We start from the raw sequence: 15643 nt of genomic DNA, 5'->3' as shown, positions 1-15643 counted from the left end.
ATGGCCTTGTCAACGTTGACATTTCTTCCTAAGGTGCCTGCCGTGACCACCGTTTCCCGCCGCACTTTCCTGCGCACCAACGCCGCTCTCGCCACGGGCCTGAGCGTCTCCGCCGCGCTGCCGGCACTGTCCTGGTCCTCCCCTGCCACCCGCCCGCTGGCCGCCTCCCGGGCGGACGAGTGGACTCAGCTCTTCGACCGCCGGTCCGGCTGGATCGGCGCCGACGGGATCTACTCGGTCCCGCTCGACGGCCGGGACGGCCTCGCCTCCGCGACGCCCGGTTCGCGGACCGCGTTCATCTTCAGCGACACCCGGATCGGCACCGTCGACCCGCGGTCGCTGACCTACGACCAGACGGGGTTCGTCAACAACTCCTCCGCCGTCCTCGCCGGCAACCGGCCCGATCCCGACCGGGCCACCTTCGTCATCCCGGAGAACGGTGCTTTCGGCAACGGATTCTGGATGAACGACGGGATCGCGATCGACCGCACCCTGTACGCCACCGGCTTCGCCCCGGACGCCAACTGGAACGCTGCCCGGGTCGATCTGATCGCCGTACCGCTCGTCGACGGGGTCCCCGACTACACCGCCGTACGCCGCACCGAGGATGTCGGGCTGCTGGTCCGCGACAGTACGTACATCGTGATGTTCGGCGTCGGCATCACCCCGACCGCGGACGGCTGGGTGTACGTCTACGGGTACCGCAACCGGTTGGCCGACGGCCAGAAGGACCTGGTCTGCGCACGGGTCCGTCGGGATGCGTTCGCCGACATCGCGGCCTGGCGGTTCTGGAGCGGCACGGCGTGGAGCCCGGACATCACGGTCAGCGTCCAGGACGCCGCCGTACTGCACCCCGACGTGTCCACCGAGCTCAGCGTCACACCGATCCCGACCGGCCGGTACGCCGGGAAGTACCTGCTCGTCTACCTGCGCAACGTCAACTCCACCGGGCTGGAGTACGCGGTCGGAACGTCGCCGGTCGGGCCGTTCTCCGCGGGCGTGCGGTTCTACAACTGCCCGGAGCCGTACGTCTACGAGTCCCAGACCGAGGGCGCCACCTACACGTACAACGCTAAGGCCCACCCGAGTCTGTCGGAGCACGGGCGGCTCCTGATCAGCTACAACGTCAACCAGTACGGCGGCGACCCGCTGACCACCGAGATCTACCGGCCGCGGTTCGTCTGGCTGGACCTGAACCGCCTCGCCGACCAGCCCGCTGCTCCACGCGCGAGTGTCGACGTGGCCGTCGTACAGGACTGGACCGGCGGCCCTGGTGACCGCCTCGTCCTCGACCTCGGCGGGCTGCGGACGATCTCCGGCTACCGGCTCAAGCACGCCGGCTACGAGGGCAGCCCGGCGCCGACAGCCTTCAATACCAGGGACTTCACGGTCGAGGCGGCCCAGCGTGCAACCGGCCCGTGGCATCCGGCAGATGTTGTCACCGGCAACGTTGAGAACCTTACGGAGCGGCGCTTCGGCGATCCTGTGTCCGCGCGCTACCTCCGGCTGTCCGTACAGCGGCCGACACAGTCCGACGATCTCACGGCACGGGTGCTGGAGTTCGCTGCCTTCGCCGACGCGGGGTCAGCGGCACCAGACCTGGCACGCTACCGTCCTGTCGTCGCGGACGCCGCCAACAGCACCGCCCACTCCGTGACCGACCCCTCAGCAGACCTGTGGGTCAACGCCTCGGGCCACGCGACCACCTGGTTGTCCATCGACCTCGGCACCGACCGGACCATCGGCCGGTACGTCGTCGAACACGCCGGCGAGCCGGACCTGAACACCCGCGACTTCGTCCTCGAATCCAGCGACAACAACAAGCTCTGGACCAACCGGGACACCGTCACCGGCAACACCTCCGCAACCACGACGCGAACCGTCACCCCGTTCACGGCCCGCTACCTCCGCCTACTCATCACCCGCCCGGTCGCCGGCAGCACCCCCGACAAGACCACCCGACTCCGCGCCCTCGAGATCTACCCACCCACCTGACCCAGCCAGCTGTTGACGAGCCGCGCGAAGGCCTCGGGTCGTTCGCGGTGGAGGAAATGGCCTGCACCGGGCCACAGGACGACCCGCGAGCCGGGGCGAAGCGCACAGGTCAGGTCCCAGGCTGCCATCGACGGAGTCGGCCGGATGCAGAGCACCGGCCGCTCCAGCGACGCCAGAGCTTTCGCCGCCGCCGGGCGCGCGCCGATCGCGTCCGGGTCGGTGTACATCCCGGCGTAGCTCTCGGCGAGGACATGCCCGGGTGTCCGCAACAGTTGGTCGCGCACCTCGTCGGTCAAGTCTCCCAACTGCCGTACGGCGGCAGCCGCACCGTCGCGCCGGAGATCGGTCAGCCGCTGCTGGAAGGACGCCGCCTCGACCTCGTCGGCGCCGTACGCCGGATCGATCGCCACCACCGCTCGGACCAGGTCCGGACGGTCCAGAGCCAGCCGCACCACGATCTGGCCGCCCATCGAATGTCCGACCGCAACGACGGGTCCGAAGGCCTCGACCAGCGAGGCGAGGTCGGCGGCGTAGTCGTGCGGACGGTATCCGCCAGAAGGAACCGGAGATTGTCCGTGTCCGCGCAGGTCCACCGTGACCACCCGCCGACCGGCGAATCGCACCGGATCCCACGACCGGCCGTCCCCACCCCAGCCATGCACCAGGAGGATCGGCTCGCCGGCTCCTTCGGCCGTGAAGCACAGCCGAACGGCTTCGACATCGGGCTGCATGAGTGGCAGCATAGTTAACGTTTTCTATCCAGCTCCAGACCATGCTCCAGCAGCGAAATTTTCGACCCATCGAGGAGACCCGAGTGCCCAGACCGTCGTCCAACGGCCGGCCGACGGTCAAGGACGTCGCGGCCGCCGCCAACGTGAGCGCCACCACCGTCTCGCGAGTGCTCGGCGGCGACTATCCGGTCAGCGCCTCGACCCGGAAGCGAGTGCTCCGCGCGGTCCGCGACCTCGACTACGTCATCAACGCCCAGGCCCGGGCGCTCGTCGGCGGATCGACCCGGACTGTCGCGTTCGTGGTCCGCGACCTGGTCGGGCCGTTGTTCGCCTGCATCGGTCAGGGCGTGGAGCTGCAGGCCACCGCCGAGGGCAGAGTCTGTCTGGTCTCCACCCATCACGGCGACCCCGATCGCGAGCTCGAGCTGATCGAGTTGATGCGCGAGCAGCAGGCCGAGGCCGTCGTACTCGTCGGCGGCGGTCTGCGGACCGAGTCCCACACCCGCCGGATGGCGGAGATCGCGCACTCGCTCGACCGCGTCGGCTCCCGGCTGGTGCTGTGCGGCCGGCCGCCGATCGGTCCGGATGTGCCGGCCACTGTCGTCGAGTACGACAACGAGGGCGGAGCGTTCGCGGTGACCGACTACCTGATCTCCCTCGGGCACCGGCGGATCGCGTTCGTCGGCGCCGGCGAGCCGGAGCACACGACGACGGGCGCTCGACTGGGTGGGTACACCGCGGCACATACCGCCCGCGGGGTCGAGATCGATCGCGAACTCATTGTCAGCGGCAACTACGATCGCGAGTCCGGTTACCGGCAGACGACCGCGCTGGTGGCTCGCGGTGCCGGGATGACGGCCGTCGTCGCCGTCACCGACATGGTCGCCAGCGGCGTACTCGCCGCCCTGCGGGACGCCGGCCTGCGGGTCCCCGAGGACGTCTCGGTCGTGGGGTACGACGACATCCCGCTCAGCGCGGATCTCAACCCCGCGCTGACGACCGTCCGCATCCCGCACGAGGAACTCGGCCGAGCCGCCGTACGGCTGGCGTTGCATCGCGACGAGCACGCTCTCGACCAGCACATGATGCTGGGGACGCACGTGGTGATCCGGTCGTCCACCGCTCCCCCGCGCCAGGATTAGACTCGGCCCGCGGTGCCACGAGAGGGGAACATGACAGACGAGGGAGCATCCGGTCGTCGGAGGGCGTCGACGGGTCCGACACTTGCCGATGTGGCCGCCCATGCAGGGGTTTCACCGGCGACGGTCTCCCGGGTGCTGGCCGACAACTACCCGGTCTCCCGTTCCGCCCGCCAACGCGTCCAGCGGTCGATCCGCGAGCTGAACTACTCCGCCAACACGCACGCTCGGGCGCTCGCGGCGGGAGCTGGATCGAAGACGATGGCGTTCATCCTGGCGGATGTTCGCGGCCAGTCCTTCGCCGATGCGGCCCACGGCGTCGAGCAGGAAGCGGCGCAGCGCGGCTGGCTCACGCTGATCGGCACCACCCAGGGCGTCCCGGAGCGGGAGCTTGCGCTCGTGCAACTGATGCGTGAGCAGCGAGCCGGCGCGGTGATCCTGATCGGCGGCGTCACGGACGGAGCCGACGAGTACCGGCAGAAGATGACCGAGATCGCGAACTCACTCCACGCGGCCGGTTCGCTCCTGGTGCTCTGCGGCCGGCCGCCGTTGGGCGACGGGGTTCCCGCCGCCGTGATCGAGTATGACAACGAGAACGGCGCCTACGCCCTCACCAGCCATCTGCTGTCGCAGGGCCATCGGCGCATCCTCTTCCTGGCCGGCGAGAAGCGGCACAGCACCAGCATCGAGCGGCTCGCAGGGCATCGCAGAGCGCTGACCGACTTCGGCGTACCGGATGCTCCGGAGTTGGTCGAGCACGGCGTCTTCACCCGCGCCTCGGGCTACCAGTTGACCCGGCGCAGGCTCACCGCAGGCCACGACTTCACTGCCGTCTTCGCAGGCACCGACGTCGTCGCGGCCGGGGTGTACGCCGCCGCGAACGAGCAGGGCCTGTCCGTGCCGGAGGACCTGTCGGTCGTCGGGTACGACGACGTCGAGCTCGCCCAGGACCTGCGCCCGCGTCTGACCACCGTGCACGTGCCCTATGAGGATCTCGGCCGTACGGCGGCCCAGATCGCAGTCTCCGACCAGCATCTGCAGCCGGGCTGGACCGGAGATCACCGGCTGTTCAAGACCCATGTGGTGATCCGGAGCTCGGTCAGCCGGGTGCGTTAGCCGGCGAGCTCCGCGGGCATCTCGAGGATCGCCGCCAGTGCATGTGACACCGCGTCGTCGAGGCCGGAATCGACCAGTACACAAGGGATCTGATGTGCCGCGAGGTACGCCCGCTGCACCTCGGTGAACTCCGCGTCGAGCCCGATCACCCCGCGGCTGCCCCGCGCGAACAGCTGCTCAAGCCACAACCTGGGGACCGGGCACCCGGGCATGACCGTCGTGACCACGACAGCCAGCCCGGGCTCGCGGACCCGCTCGGCCAGGCCGGCGAGAACCTCGCCGGCCCAGGTCCGCTCGGTGCTACCGACCACGACGTCGACCAGCACGGATGGATGCCGCCGTACTGCGGTCTCCACCGGATACCCGGCGCTCCGCAGTACGGCGCGCACCCGCTCGCGCGTCGCGGGCGCCACGTCCGGGTACGCCCGCAGTACCTTCGACACCGTGGACACCGAGACGCCGGCCTCCCGTGCGACGACGGCGAGCTTCCTCCGCGGCGTACTCATCGGTCCTCAGGCGCCCTTGAGGTATGCGTTCGCCTGCTTCTCCATCTCGGCCTGCAGGTCCGCGAGCCCGGCCTTGTCGACGGCCTTCTTCAAGCTGTCCAGGCCCTTGTCGACGTCGACCGCTCCGATCCACAACGGGTTCCCGTACTGCGTCATCGCCGCGCTGACCTGGCTGTCCTGCCGCTTCACCGGCGTCACGTCCGGCACGAACGACGCGTACGGGTCGACGGTGAAGTTGTTGTAGTCCTGTGCCCAGTCGAACCACGCCTCCTCGGTCGGCGTGATGTCCTTGATCTTCTTCTCGAGTTTCTGCCGCCAGCACAGGGCGAACCCGGGGAAGGCATACTGCGACAGCTGCTCGAACTTGTCCGTACCGACCGGCTTCCAGTCCTTGCCTTCGACGCCGTAGCTGAGCAGATCGTGGTTCTCCTTGATCGAGACCCAGTCCTCCAGTTGCATGGCCCGCTCGTTGCTCTTGCCCTTGACGTTGAGCACGACGAAGTTGTCGGCTTGGAAGGTCTGGTTCGGCTTCGCGCCCTTGCCGCCGCCGAGCGGGATGACGTTGGCGATCTGGGCACCCGGCACGGCCTTGCGCAATGGCGCGAGCGCCTGCGACGACAGCCCGTCGGTCATCGCCCAGCGGGTGGAGATCCGGCCGGACTCGAACTGGGTGCCGATCGTCGAAGAGTCGACGTTCAGCGCGTCCTTGTTGATGATGCCGTCCAGGTAGTACTTGCGTACCGTGCGGAGCGCGTCGAGAACGCCGGGCGCCTCCCAGAACGGGATCGGGTGGGCCGAGCCGGTCGTCTTGCCGTCCTGCGCCAGGTAGAACGGGAACGAGCCGCCGCTGAAGGTCTGCACGCTGACATGCGGGTTCTCCCAGTCGTGCTGGTTGAGCCAGCCCACCGGGGCGAACGCGACGAGCAGGTCGGGCATGTTCGACGAGATGCCGACCGGGGTGATCTTCTCCTTCTGTTTCACGTCGTACCAGAACTTCTCCAGCTGGTCGAACGTGCTGAGGTCGCCGACGCCGAGCTTGTCGGCCAGGTCCTGGCGGACGGTGAAGTGGTGCAGGCGGGCGGCCGAGTTGACCTGCGGGATGCCGTACAGCTTGCCGGACCACTTGTTCTGCTCGAGCAGCTGCGAATCAAGGGTCTTGCTGAGGTTCGGGTACTTGGCGATCAGGTCGCCGACCGGCACGAGGGACTTGCTCGCGACCAGCTGGATCATGTTCAGCCAGCGCGCCTGGAGCGCGGTGTCGAACTTCTCGCCGGCGGTGAACTTCAGCAGCGACTGCTGCTGGTAGTTCGACCAGGCGATGAACTGCGGCGAGATGGTGAAGCCGAGATCCTTCTTCAGCTTCTCGTTGACCTTCGCGAGTACGGCGTCCCAGCCCTTCGGCGCGTCACCGGGGAGCAGCAACGCGAGGTTGTCGACGCTCCCACCGGAACCGGAGCCGGAACCGGACGACGAGTCGCCGCAACCGTTCAGGCCGAGAAGGGACGCGAGGGACAGGCCGCCGGTGGCGGCCAGAAAGCCGCGCCTGCTGAGACCGGCTGGAGATGTGGCGGGCACGATGCCTCCTGTAGTACTGAGGTGGCGGAGTCAGCCTTTGGTGGCTCCGAGAGTGATGCCTTTGACGAAGTAGCGCTGCGCGAAGGGATACGCGAGCAGGATCGGGCCGATGGTGACGACCGTCAGGGCGAGCCGGAGCTGGTAGACCGGCGTCGATTGCTCCGCGGCCGTCGGCAGCATCTGCGAGAACGAGACGTTCGAGATCAGGTTCTGCAGCAACAGCGGCAGCGGATACTTGTGTACGTCCGACATGAACAACAGCGCCGTGAACCATTCGTTCCAGTAGTGCACGGCGTAGAACAGGCCGATCACCGCGAGGATCGGCTTGGACAGCGGGAGCCCGATGCGGAAGAAGATCTGCATCTCCCCCGCGCCGTCGACCCGCGCCGAGTCGAGGATCTCCTCGGGCAGCTGGCGGAAGGCCGAGACCTGGATGAACACCAGGAAAGGTGCCACGAGCAACGGCAGGATGACGGCGAAGTAGCTGTTCTGCAGCTTCAGGTACTGCGTGACCAGGAGGTACAGCGGGACCAGTCCGCCGGTGAACAGCATCGGGATGTACGCGAAGACCGCCAACGGCCTGCTGACGTAGGGCAAACGCCGCGCGATGACCCAGCTCAGCCCGGACGTGAAGGCCAGCGCCATCGCCGTACCGACCACAGTGATGAAGATGCTCGCGGTGTAGGCGCTCAGCACCGTCGGGCCGGTGAAGATCAGCTCGTACGACGTGGTGGAGAACGGCCTCGGGATCAGGCTGTACCCGCTGGTGGCCAGCGTCTGCTCGTCGGTGAACGAACCGGACACGATCATCCAGAACGGCACCAGGCAGATCACCATGAAGCAGGTGACGCCGATGACGCTGACGACGGTGAAGGCTTCCGGGCGACGGCGCCGCCGGGTCGCGGTCCGGGCGGTGGTCTTCGCCAGGCTCGAGGTGATGGCAGTGGTCACAGCAGGCTCGTTTCCTTCGAGTACCGGCGCTGGATCAGCAGGGCCGTCGCGACCAGGACGAAACCGACGACGGACTGGAACAGGCCGATCGCGGCCGTGGTGCCGAAGTCGCCGATCTGGCGCAGGGAACGGAAGACGTAGGTGTCGATGACATCGGTCGTCGGGAACAGCGTGCCGTTGTCGCCGATGATCGCGTAGATCGTGCCGAAGTCGCCGTAGAAGATCCGGCCGACGCCGAGGACGAGCAGCACCGCCGCGGTCGGCTTGAGCAACGGGAGCGTGATCCGGAACGCCATCTGCGCACGGCTCGCGCCGTCGATCTGGCCGGCCTCGTAGACGTCCTCGGGGATCGACGTGATCGCGGCCAGGAAGATGACACTCATGTAGCCGCCCATCTGCCAGACCTTCACCACGGTGAGGATCCACGGCCACGGTCCGGGCTCGGTGTACCAACTGACGGTCGGCAGGCCGAAGCCCGACAGCGCGTCGTTCACCGCGCCACCCGAGCCGGCCGGCCCGGACAGCAGGACCTGCAGCATGATCGCGATCACGACCGGCGAGACGAAGTACGGGAAGAAGATCGTCGACTGGGCGACGCGCTTGAAGTACCGGCCGCGGAGCTCGTTGAGCATCAGCGCGAGCGTGACGCCGGCCGCGAGCGTCGCGGCCAGGAACAGCACGTTGAGCAGGATCGTGTTCACCAGGATCCGCTGCGCGTCGCCGGAGCTGAAGAAGTACCGGAAGTTGTCCAGGCCGTTCCACGGGCTGCCGAAGATGCCGCGGCTGATGTCGAACTCCTTGAAGGCGACCACCAGCCCGGCCATCGGCGCGTAACTGAAGACCAGGAAGAACGCCACCGCGGGCAGTGCCAGCAGACTCAGCCACAGGCTCGTCCGCAGCATCGCGCGGCGCCGCCCGGCCGGCAGATCGGTCATGGCAGTCTCCTTCCGATTCTATAGAAAGCGCTTTCCATGTGCGGTGAACTTAACTGCGGCTCTTGGGTGTGTCAAGAGGAGGCAATCGTTGTCTTTACGCGCCACGGTCGAGGTCAGCGAGTACCACCGGGAAGCGCAGCGGGTCCCCGGACAGGAAGCGCTGGAGCTCATCCGCGACGCAGGCACCGAGGCGGGTGAGCTCGTTTCCGTGCGAGCCCGCGACGTGTGGTGTGACGAAAGCGTTCGGCAGGCTGAGCAGCGGAGATCCAGGCGGCAGCGGCTCAGGATCGGTCACGTCGAGGACCGCCGCGAGGCGTCCCGACAGCAGTTCGGCGGTCAGCGCCTCTGTGTCGACGAGCTGTCCGCGCGCGGTGTTGATCAACGTGGCACCGTCGGGCATCAGCGCCAACTGCTCCCGCCCGATCATGCGATACGTCTCCGGCGTGGAGGGGGCATGCACGCTCACGATGTCGCTGGTCGAGAGCAACGTCGCCAGATCGACCACGGGCAGGTCGTCGGCGTACGGGTCGTAGATCTGGACGTGAAAGTCCAGCGGCCGCAGGAGATCGATCACCTGCCGGCCGATCCGAGACGCGCCGATGATGCCGACCGTGCGCCCGTAGTTGCCCACATCCGGATGGATGAACCCGAGCTCGAAGCCCTGGTCCCGGCGATAGCGCTCCCGTAGTCCGAACGCACCCTTCCCCGCCAGCAGAATCGCACCGAGGGTGTACTCCGCGACCGGTACGGCGTTGGCCGACGCCGCGGACGAGACGGCAATGCCCCGCTCCCACACCTCCGGACACAGATGCCCCTTCACGCTGCCGGCGGCATGCAGCACCGCGCGGAGTTTCGGCATCGCGTCCAGCAGTGGTACGTCGACCGCGGGACAGCCCCAGCCGGTGATCAGGATCTCGAGGTCGGCGAGCCGGCCGTCGAGGCGCGGATCGTCGAACCGGTCGACGACCAGGACCGGATCGCAGGCGACGAGCTCGCCGATCCGCCGCAGGACGGCGGCCGGGAACAGCGACGGCCAGTGCTCCGCAGACAAGACGAAGACGGCCGGCGGTCGATCAGGCACAGTACCTCCAAAAGTTCAGAGAGCGCTTTCTGGATCAACCGCTCGATGTGCGCTCAAGCGTCGCACAGCAATCGTTAACTATGAGGGTTCCAAAATTTTCGGGAACAGGTTCGTTCTTGGCCGCCGCTGACCGCGATGCGAGGCTCCCGCTGGTCCCGCCGACGATCTAGGGAGAGTGACCCACGATGAATCAGCTCAGGGCAGCCGTGGCGGTTGCGGTGGCTGCCGTCCTCACGGCGATAGGCGGGCTCGTGGGGGTCGCGCCACCCGCGGCCGCCGCCGGATTCCCCGCACCGACGATCAACCGCGTGACTTCGGCGGCCGGGTTCGTGCATCCCGGTCTGGCGGTCAGCGCGTCGTCGCTCGAGACCGCGCGTACCCAGGTGCAGCAGCACGTCGAACCGTGGGCGTCGTACTACGCGGCGATGACCGCCACGTCGTACGCGTCGACGACCTTCAGCTCGCGGAACCAGGGCCCCGGTGCGGACCAGCCCGCGAACAAGGCGTTCAACTCGCAGGGCGTCGAGTCCCAGTTCATCGACGACGCGTTCCGCGCGTACACGCAGGCGATCCAGTACGTCATCACCGGCGATCCGGTGTACCGCGAGAACAGCCTGCGGCTGATCCGGATCTGGAGCCACATGGATCCGAACGGCTACGTGTACTACGCGGACGCCCACATCCACAGTGGTGCCCCGCTGATGCGGATGCTCGCGGCCGCGGAGATCCTGCGCTACACCAGCGTGAACCCGGGGACGAGCGGCTACGACCTCGCCTGGAACGACAGCGACACGGCGAACCTGACCGCCAATCTCGTCGTACCGCTCACCCAGACCTTCCTTTACCGCAACCACAACTTCATGGGCCAGCACAGCTACTCACTGATCGGCGCGATCGCCGGCTACATCTTCACCGACAACCTCCCCCGCTATCGCGAGGCGGTCGAGTGGTTCTCGGTCAACTCCACCAACACCGACGCCGACACCAACGGCGCGCTCAGCAAGGTGATGCCGGTCATCGCCAAGAAGGATCCGCGCAACCCGTACGGGCGCTCGTTCGTGCAGTTGCAAGAGATGGGACGGGACCAGGCACATGCCTGGGACGACGTCACGATGCTGACGCAGATCGCGCGGGTCATCGACGTCCAGGGCACCCGGCTCGATCCGGTCCACGGCACGGTGTCGACGCGCGGCGACGCGGTCTCGCCGTACGCGTTCGGGGACTACCGGCTGCTGCGCGGATCGGAGCAGTTCTTCGCGTTCATGATGGGCAAGGACATCCCCTGGATCGACACCACGCAACGCGGCGGCGTGCTCTCGCAGGCGTATCGCGGCCGGCTCTTCGACCCCACCAACGAGCTCTACACGATCTACAAGGGCCTGCTCGGACCGGCTGTTTCCAAGATCGCGCCGAGCATCACCGAACTGGCGACCAAGCAGGACGGCGGACCGCAGTTCTTCTGGGGCACGGCGCCGTACAACTTCTGGAACAGCAACCCGGACTTCAATCCGGACGCCTGGCTGTCGTTCCCCGCATCGCTCGCGGGTACGACGACGCCGGTGCAACAGAACGCACTGGTGCAGGCGGAGACGCGCACGGTGCCGATCACGCCGGGGACGTCGGTGCACGGGACGTACGTCCGGATGAAGGCCCACTCGACCTTGGCAGTGCGGACGCTGCTGTACGACGACCGGTCCGGGTACAGCCCGGTCGGCATCCTGATCCGGACGAACGGTACGGCGACGTTGCAGATCCGCAAGGAACGCACGCTCGCGCCGTACTACTCGTTGACGCTGCCTGACACGCATGGCAAGTGGCGGTACATCACCTACGACATGAGCACCAGCAAGCTCCGCGGCAGCGCGGGCGGCGAGTATCTCGCGTACTACACCGTCCTGGGATCCGATGTGGATCTCGATGCCGTCAACCTGAAGGCAAAGACCGAGCTGTCACCGCCGCAGTTCCCGCAAGGCGCCGACGTCCGTCTGCTGGGTGTCGCGGGTGAACCGCTGTCGATACCGCTTGTTGCCACGGACAACGATCCGCTCGCCTACACAGCTGGCACAGCGCTGCCCGCGGGAGCAGCGATCGACGCGCAGACGGGAACGCTGACATGGCGTCCGACCACGCGGCAGGTCGGCACGGTCAACACCTTCGTCGTTGCCTCCGACCCGACCACAGACGCCGTACTCCGAGTGCAACTGACGGTCAGCCGGGACCGCTCGGCGGCAATCCGTGCGGCGCTGGACGGGTACGACGCCGTCGGCTACACCCGTGCGACCGCGAGTGCGGTCGAGGCCGCGAAGGCCGTCGCCGAGGGGCATGCCCAGAGCGCGGACCCGGCGACCTTCGCCGCTGATCTCGTCAACCTCCAGAGCGCGGTCGCGCACCTGGAGAAGCTGACGCCGACGATGTCCGACGACGGATCGTTCGACTACTGGGGCCGGGCCACCTCGGCGACGCTATCCCAGGTTGCCCTGGGCAACATGCTCGACGGTGACTTCAACACGTTCTCAGGCGACCTGACCGCGCCGGCGATCATCGACTTCGGATCCGGCTTCCGGATCACCGCCGACGCGTTCGGATTGCAGGCCCGATACAACTTCGGGAATCGGACCCAGGGCGCCAATGTCTACGGGTCGAACGACGGCCGGACGTGGACGTTGCTGACGTCCCGCGAAACGACCGATACCTCGGACAATGGGTTCGCCTTGGAGCGGATTCCGGTCCGGGACGAGGTCAAGGGGAAGAGCTTCCGGTTCTTGAAGCTCCAGGTCGACCATCCGGGTGTGCCGACCGATCCGGCGTACCCCGGTTTGTCCAGCTTCAGCGAGTTCCGGGTCTACGGACAGCGGGTTGAGATGAGTACGGCGATGCAGTCCGTCTCGATCGCCTCGACCGACAGCGACCCGACCCTCGCCCAGAACGGCGACACCGTCACCGTCACGATGACCGCCAACGAACCGCTGAGCACCGTGGCAGCGAACATCGAGGGCCTCGACGCACACGTCACCAGCAGCGACAGCACCCACTGGACGGCGACCGCGACGCTGCCCGATGACGTCGCCTACGGCCGCACGCTGCGCTTCAGCGTCGACTACACCACGGCCACTGGTCAGACCGGCGCAACAATCGTCGGCACCACCGACGGCAGCTCACTCCAACTCTGGAACACCCGCGTCCGCACGGTTCCGATCGCGCAGAGCTGGGTCGTTGCCTCCAGCCCCGCCTTCCCCGGCGTCGGCACACCCGAGGCAAACGGCTGGCGGATGTTCGACGGCGACATCAACACCTTCACCGACACCACCAGCGGCAACGGCTGGGTCCAGGTCACTCCCCCGACCGGTACGACGCTCACCTTCAACGCCGTACGAGTCCACCCACGCAGCAACTTCCCCGCCCGCGCCAACGGAACCACCATCCAAGCCTCACCCGACGGCGGCACCACCTGGACCACCCTCACCACCGTCACAGGAATTGCCGACGGCAACCAGTGGTACGTCTACCAACTGCCCGCCCCGACCTCCCAACCCCTCCTCCGAGTCACCGACACCCACGGCGGCTTCACCAACCTCGCCGAGGTCCAGCTCCTCACCACTAGCTAGTCAGGGGGTTGCCGAGTACGCGGCTTGGCGGGGAGACGAAGTGGTCGTGCGGCAGGCCGGTGAGGGCCTGCCGCATGGCGGACTCCCACAGTGGGCCTGCCGTGCCGGAGCCGGTCGGATCGGCGATGTCCTGGTCGTTGAGGTCGTGGCCGAACATCAGGTTCGTGTACGGCGGGGTCGCGTCGGCGACCACCGCCGCCGCGGCCAGGTCGGGGGTGTAGCCGGAGAACCAGACGGCCAGGTTGTTGTTGATCGTGCCCGTCTTGCCGGCCAGGTCCCAGCTCCCGAAGCTCAGGTTCCCGCCGGTACCTCCGGGCTGCATCACCGCGCCCAGCACGCGGTTCACGCCGTCGGCGACCCACGGCTCGATGGCCTGCTTGCAGGACGGGCCTTGGGCAACGATCGACTTGCCGGTCTGGTCGGTGACGGAGGTGACGAGGAGCGGCTGGCAGTAGACACCGCGGTCGGCGAAGGTCGCGTAGGCGTTCGACAGCATCAGCGGAGTCACATAGCCGACTCCGAGCGTGAACGACACCACCTGGTCGAGCGGCTGCAGCGTCTGCGCGTTGTACATCCCGAGCTTCGCCGCGATGGTCGCGGGCGCGCACAGCCCGGTCTTCTCGGACAGCTGCAGGAAGTAGGTGTTCACGGAGTACCGGGCCGCGTCGACCATGCTGAAGTCGCCGCTCTGGGTCGAGTTCTTCGGCTGGTAGTCGAGGTTCCGGGTGACGCCCGTGCAGGTCTGGAACGGGACGCCGCTCAGATCGATCTGCGCCGGTGAGTTGATCTTGTAGCTGATCGGGATGCCCTGCTGAATCGCCGCCGCGATCGTGAACGCCTTCATCGTCGAGCCGTTCTGGAACCCGCCGTACCCGCCCGCATAGGACTTCTCGACGTTGTAGTTGTACGCCGTCTCGTCGCGGCCGGAACCGTACGGCTTGCTCTGCACCATCGCCTCGACGAGCCCCGTCCCCGGCTGGACCACGGTGATCGCGGCGATCGTGTTGTCGGTCGGCTTGCTGTGCTCGTCGATCGACTGCTGCGCGGCGGCCTGGATCCGCGGGTCGAGCGACGTCCGGATCGTCAGGCCACCGGTCTTGAGGTAGTCGTCCCGCGCCTGGGCGTTGGCGCCGAGCGCAGGGTCATCGAGGAGCTTGGAGACGACGTACTCGCAGTAGAACGGGTACGGCGAGTTCGCGCACCCGTTCGGAACCGTGTGCACGCGGGACAGGTCGATCACCGGCGTCCGCTGCGCCGAGTTGGCCTCCGCGACCGAGATCACGCCGAGCTGGAGCATCCGCCCGATCACGGTGTCCCGGCGGTCCTTGGCCTGCTCCGGGTTGGTCACCGGGTCGTAGCCGGTCGGGTTCTTGACGAGGCCGGCCAGCATCGCCGACTCCGGCAGGGTCAGCTGCGAGGCGTTGACGCCGAAATAGTGCTGGGCCGCGGACTGGACGCCGTACGTCCCGTCGCCGAAGTTGGCCAGGTTCAGATACTTGTCCAGGATCTCGTCCTTGGAGTACTGCTGCTCGACCGCGATCGCATAGCGGAGTTCGGTCAGCTTGCGCTGATACGTGAGCGCGGTCGCGGCGCGCTGTTCGGCCGGCGTACGGGCGTTCTCGAGCAGGGTGAGCTTGACGTACTGCTGCGTGATGCTCGATCCACCCTGCTCCGTGCCGTCGGCGTGGTTGCGGATCATCGCCCGCAGCGTGCCCTCGAGGTCGAGCGCGCCGTGCTGGTAGAACCGCGAGTCCTCGATGGCGACGATCGCCTGCCGCATGGTCGGCGCGATCTGATCCAGCCCGACCGGAACCCGGTTCTCGTCGTACAGATTGGCGATCAGGCTCCCGTCATCAGCCAGGATCCGGGTCCGCACATCGGGCGGCTGAGCCGTCAACTGCTCCGGCAGCCCGTGCAGCGAGTCGACCACCTGCTCCGAGGCAATCCCTGTCAACCCTGCTAGCGGTACCACCAGCCCAGCCAGCAAAGCACCAGCCAATGCACTGACA

The 15643-nt window shown here is 67.4% G+C and carries 11 protein-coding genes; 4 read left to right on the top strand and 7 right to left on the bottom strand.

Annotation, left to right across the window (positions count from 1 at the left end):
- The first annotated feature begins 42 nt into the window (after positions 1-42).
- The gene (locus ACQPYH_RS11575; protein WP_432889920.1) at positions 43-1995 is read left to right on the top strand and encodes a galactose-binding domain-containing protein; all 1953 of its coding nucleotides are present in this window, start codon (positions 43-45) and stop codon (positions 1993-1995) included.
- Here ACQPYH_RS11575 and ACQPYH_RS11570 read toward each other — a convergent pair.
- Positions 1980-2726, bottom strand: a complete 747-nt coding sequence (locus ACQPYH_RS11570; RefSeq protein ID WP_432889918.1) for an alpha/beta fold hydrolase — start codon at positions 2724-2726, stop codon at positions 1980-1982. The genes ACQPYH_RS11575 and ACQPYH_RS11570 overlap by 16 nt on opposite strands.
- A gap of 83 nt (positions 2727-2809) precedes the next feature.
- On the opposite strand from ACQPYH_RS11570, the gene ACQPYH_RS11565 reads away from it, so the two are divergent.
- Both ACQPYH_RS11565 and ACQPYH_RS11560 read left to right on the top strand, forming a co-directional pair.
- On the top strand, positions 2810-3868 hold the full coding sequence (locus tag ACQPYH_RS11565; protein ID WP_432889916.1) for a LacI family DNA-binding transcriptional regulator: 1059 nt from the start codon (positions 2810-2812) through the stop codon (positions 3866-3868).
- Between the two features lie 90 nt (positions 3869-3958).
- On the top strand, positions 3959-4981 hold the full coding sequence (locus tag ACQPYH_RS11560; RefSeq protein ID WP_432889914.1) for a LacI family DNA-binding transcriptional regulator: 1023 nt from the start codon (positions 3959-3961) through the stop codon (positions 4979-4981).
- On the opposite strand, the gene ACQPYH_RS11555 is transcribed toward ACQPYH_RS11560, so the two are convergent.
- The 5 genes from ACQPYH_RS11555 to ACQPYH_RS11535 all read right to left on the bottom strand — a co-directional run bounded on the left by ACQPYH_RS11555 (position 4978) and on the right by ACQPYH_RS11535 (position 10029).
- Complete coding sequence (locus ACQPYH_RS11555; RefSeq protein ID WP_432889912.1) at positions 4978-5487, bottom strand: LacI family DNA-binding transcriptional regulator; 510 nt, start codon at positions 5485-5487, stop codon at positions 4978-4980. The genes ACQPYH_RS11560 and ACQPYH_RS11555 overlap by 4 nt on opposite strands.
- 6 nt (positions 5488-5493) lie before the next feature.
- Positions 5494-7062 carry a DUF3502 domain-containing protein gene (locus tag ACQPYH_RS11550; protein ID WP_432889910.1) on the bottom strand — a complete coding sequence of 523 codons (1569 nt, stop codon included), beginning with the start codon at positions 7060-7062 and terminating at the stop codon, positions 5494-5496.
- A gap of 30 nt (positions 7063-7092) precedes the next feature.
- Positions 7093-8013: a carbohydrate ABC transporter permease gene (locus tag ACQPYH_RS11545; RefSeq protein ID WP_432889908.1), complete on the bottom strand. Its 921-nt coding sequence runs from the start codon at positions 8011-8013 to the stop codon at positions 7093-7095.
- On the bottom strand, positions 8010-8948 hold the full coding sequence (locus ACQPYH_RS11540) for an ABC transporter permease (RefSeq protein WP_432889906.1): 939 nt from the start codon (positions 8946-8948) through the stop codon (positions 8010-8012). The genes ACQPYH_RS11545 and ACQPYH_RS11540 overlap by 4 nt, the downstream gene beginning before the upstream one ends.
- A 94-nt stretch (positions 8949-9042) precedes the next feature.
- On the bottom strand, positions 9043-10029 hold the full coding sequence (locus tag ACQPYH_RS11535; RefSeq protein ID WP_432889904.1) for a hydroxyacid dehydrogenase: 987 nt from the start codon (positions 10027-10029) through the stop codon (positions 9043-9045).
- Positions 10030-10214: 185 nt separating this feature from the next.
- Here ACQPYH_RS11535 and ACQPYH_RS11530 point away from each other — a divergent pair, with 185 nt between their 5' ends.
- The gene (locus ACQPYH_RS11530) at positions 10215-13634 is read left to right on the top strand and encodes a discoidin domain-containing protein (RefSeq protein WP_432889902.1); all 3420 of its coding nucleotides are present in this window, start codon (positions 10215-10217) and stop codon (positions 13632-13634) included.
- Here the strand turns inward: ACQPYH_RS11530 and ACQPYH_RS11525 are convergent.
- Positions 13627-15588, bottom strand: coding sequence for a transglycosylase domain-containing protein (locus tag ACQPYH_RS11525; RefSeq protein WP_432889900.1), 1962 nt, complete (start codon positions 15586-15588; stop codon positions 13627-13629). The genes ACQPYH_RS11530 and ACQPYH_RS11525 overlap by 8 nt on opposite strands.
- Positions 15589-15643 lie beyond the last annotated feature (55 nt).

Source organism: Kribbella sp. CA-245084, assembly GCF_050942355.1.
Classification (GTDB): domain Bacteria; phylum Actinomycetota; class Actinomycetes; order Propionibacteriales; family Kribbellaceae; genus Kribbella.
This window is presented reverse-complemented; position numbering and strand designations above follow the sequence as displayed.

Excerpts from the sequence above, each read along its gene's own strand:
- ACQPYH_RS11530 (WP_432889902.1), top strand. The coding sequence starts at position 10,215 with ATGAATCAGCTCAGGGCAGCCGTGGCGGTTGCGGTGGCTGCCGTCCTC.
- ACQPYH_RS11555 (WP_432889912.1), bottom strand. The coding sequence starts at position 5,487 with ATGAGTACGCCGCGGAGGAAGCTCGCCGTCGTCGCACGGGAGGCCGGC.
- ACQPYH_RS11540 (WP_432889906.1), bottom strand. The coding sequence starts at position 8,948 with ATGACCGATCTGCCGGCCGGGCGGCGCCGCGCGATGCTGCGGACGAGC.
- ACQPYH_RS11570 (WP_432889918.1), bottom strand. The coding sequence starts at position 2,726 with ATGCAGCCCGATGTCGAAGCCGTTCGGCTGTGCTTCACGGCCGAAGGA.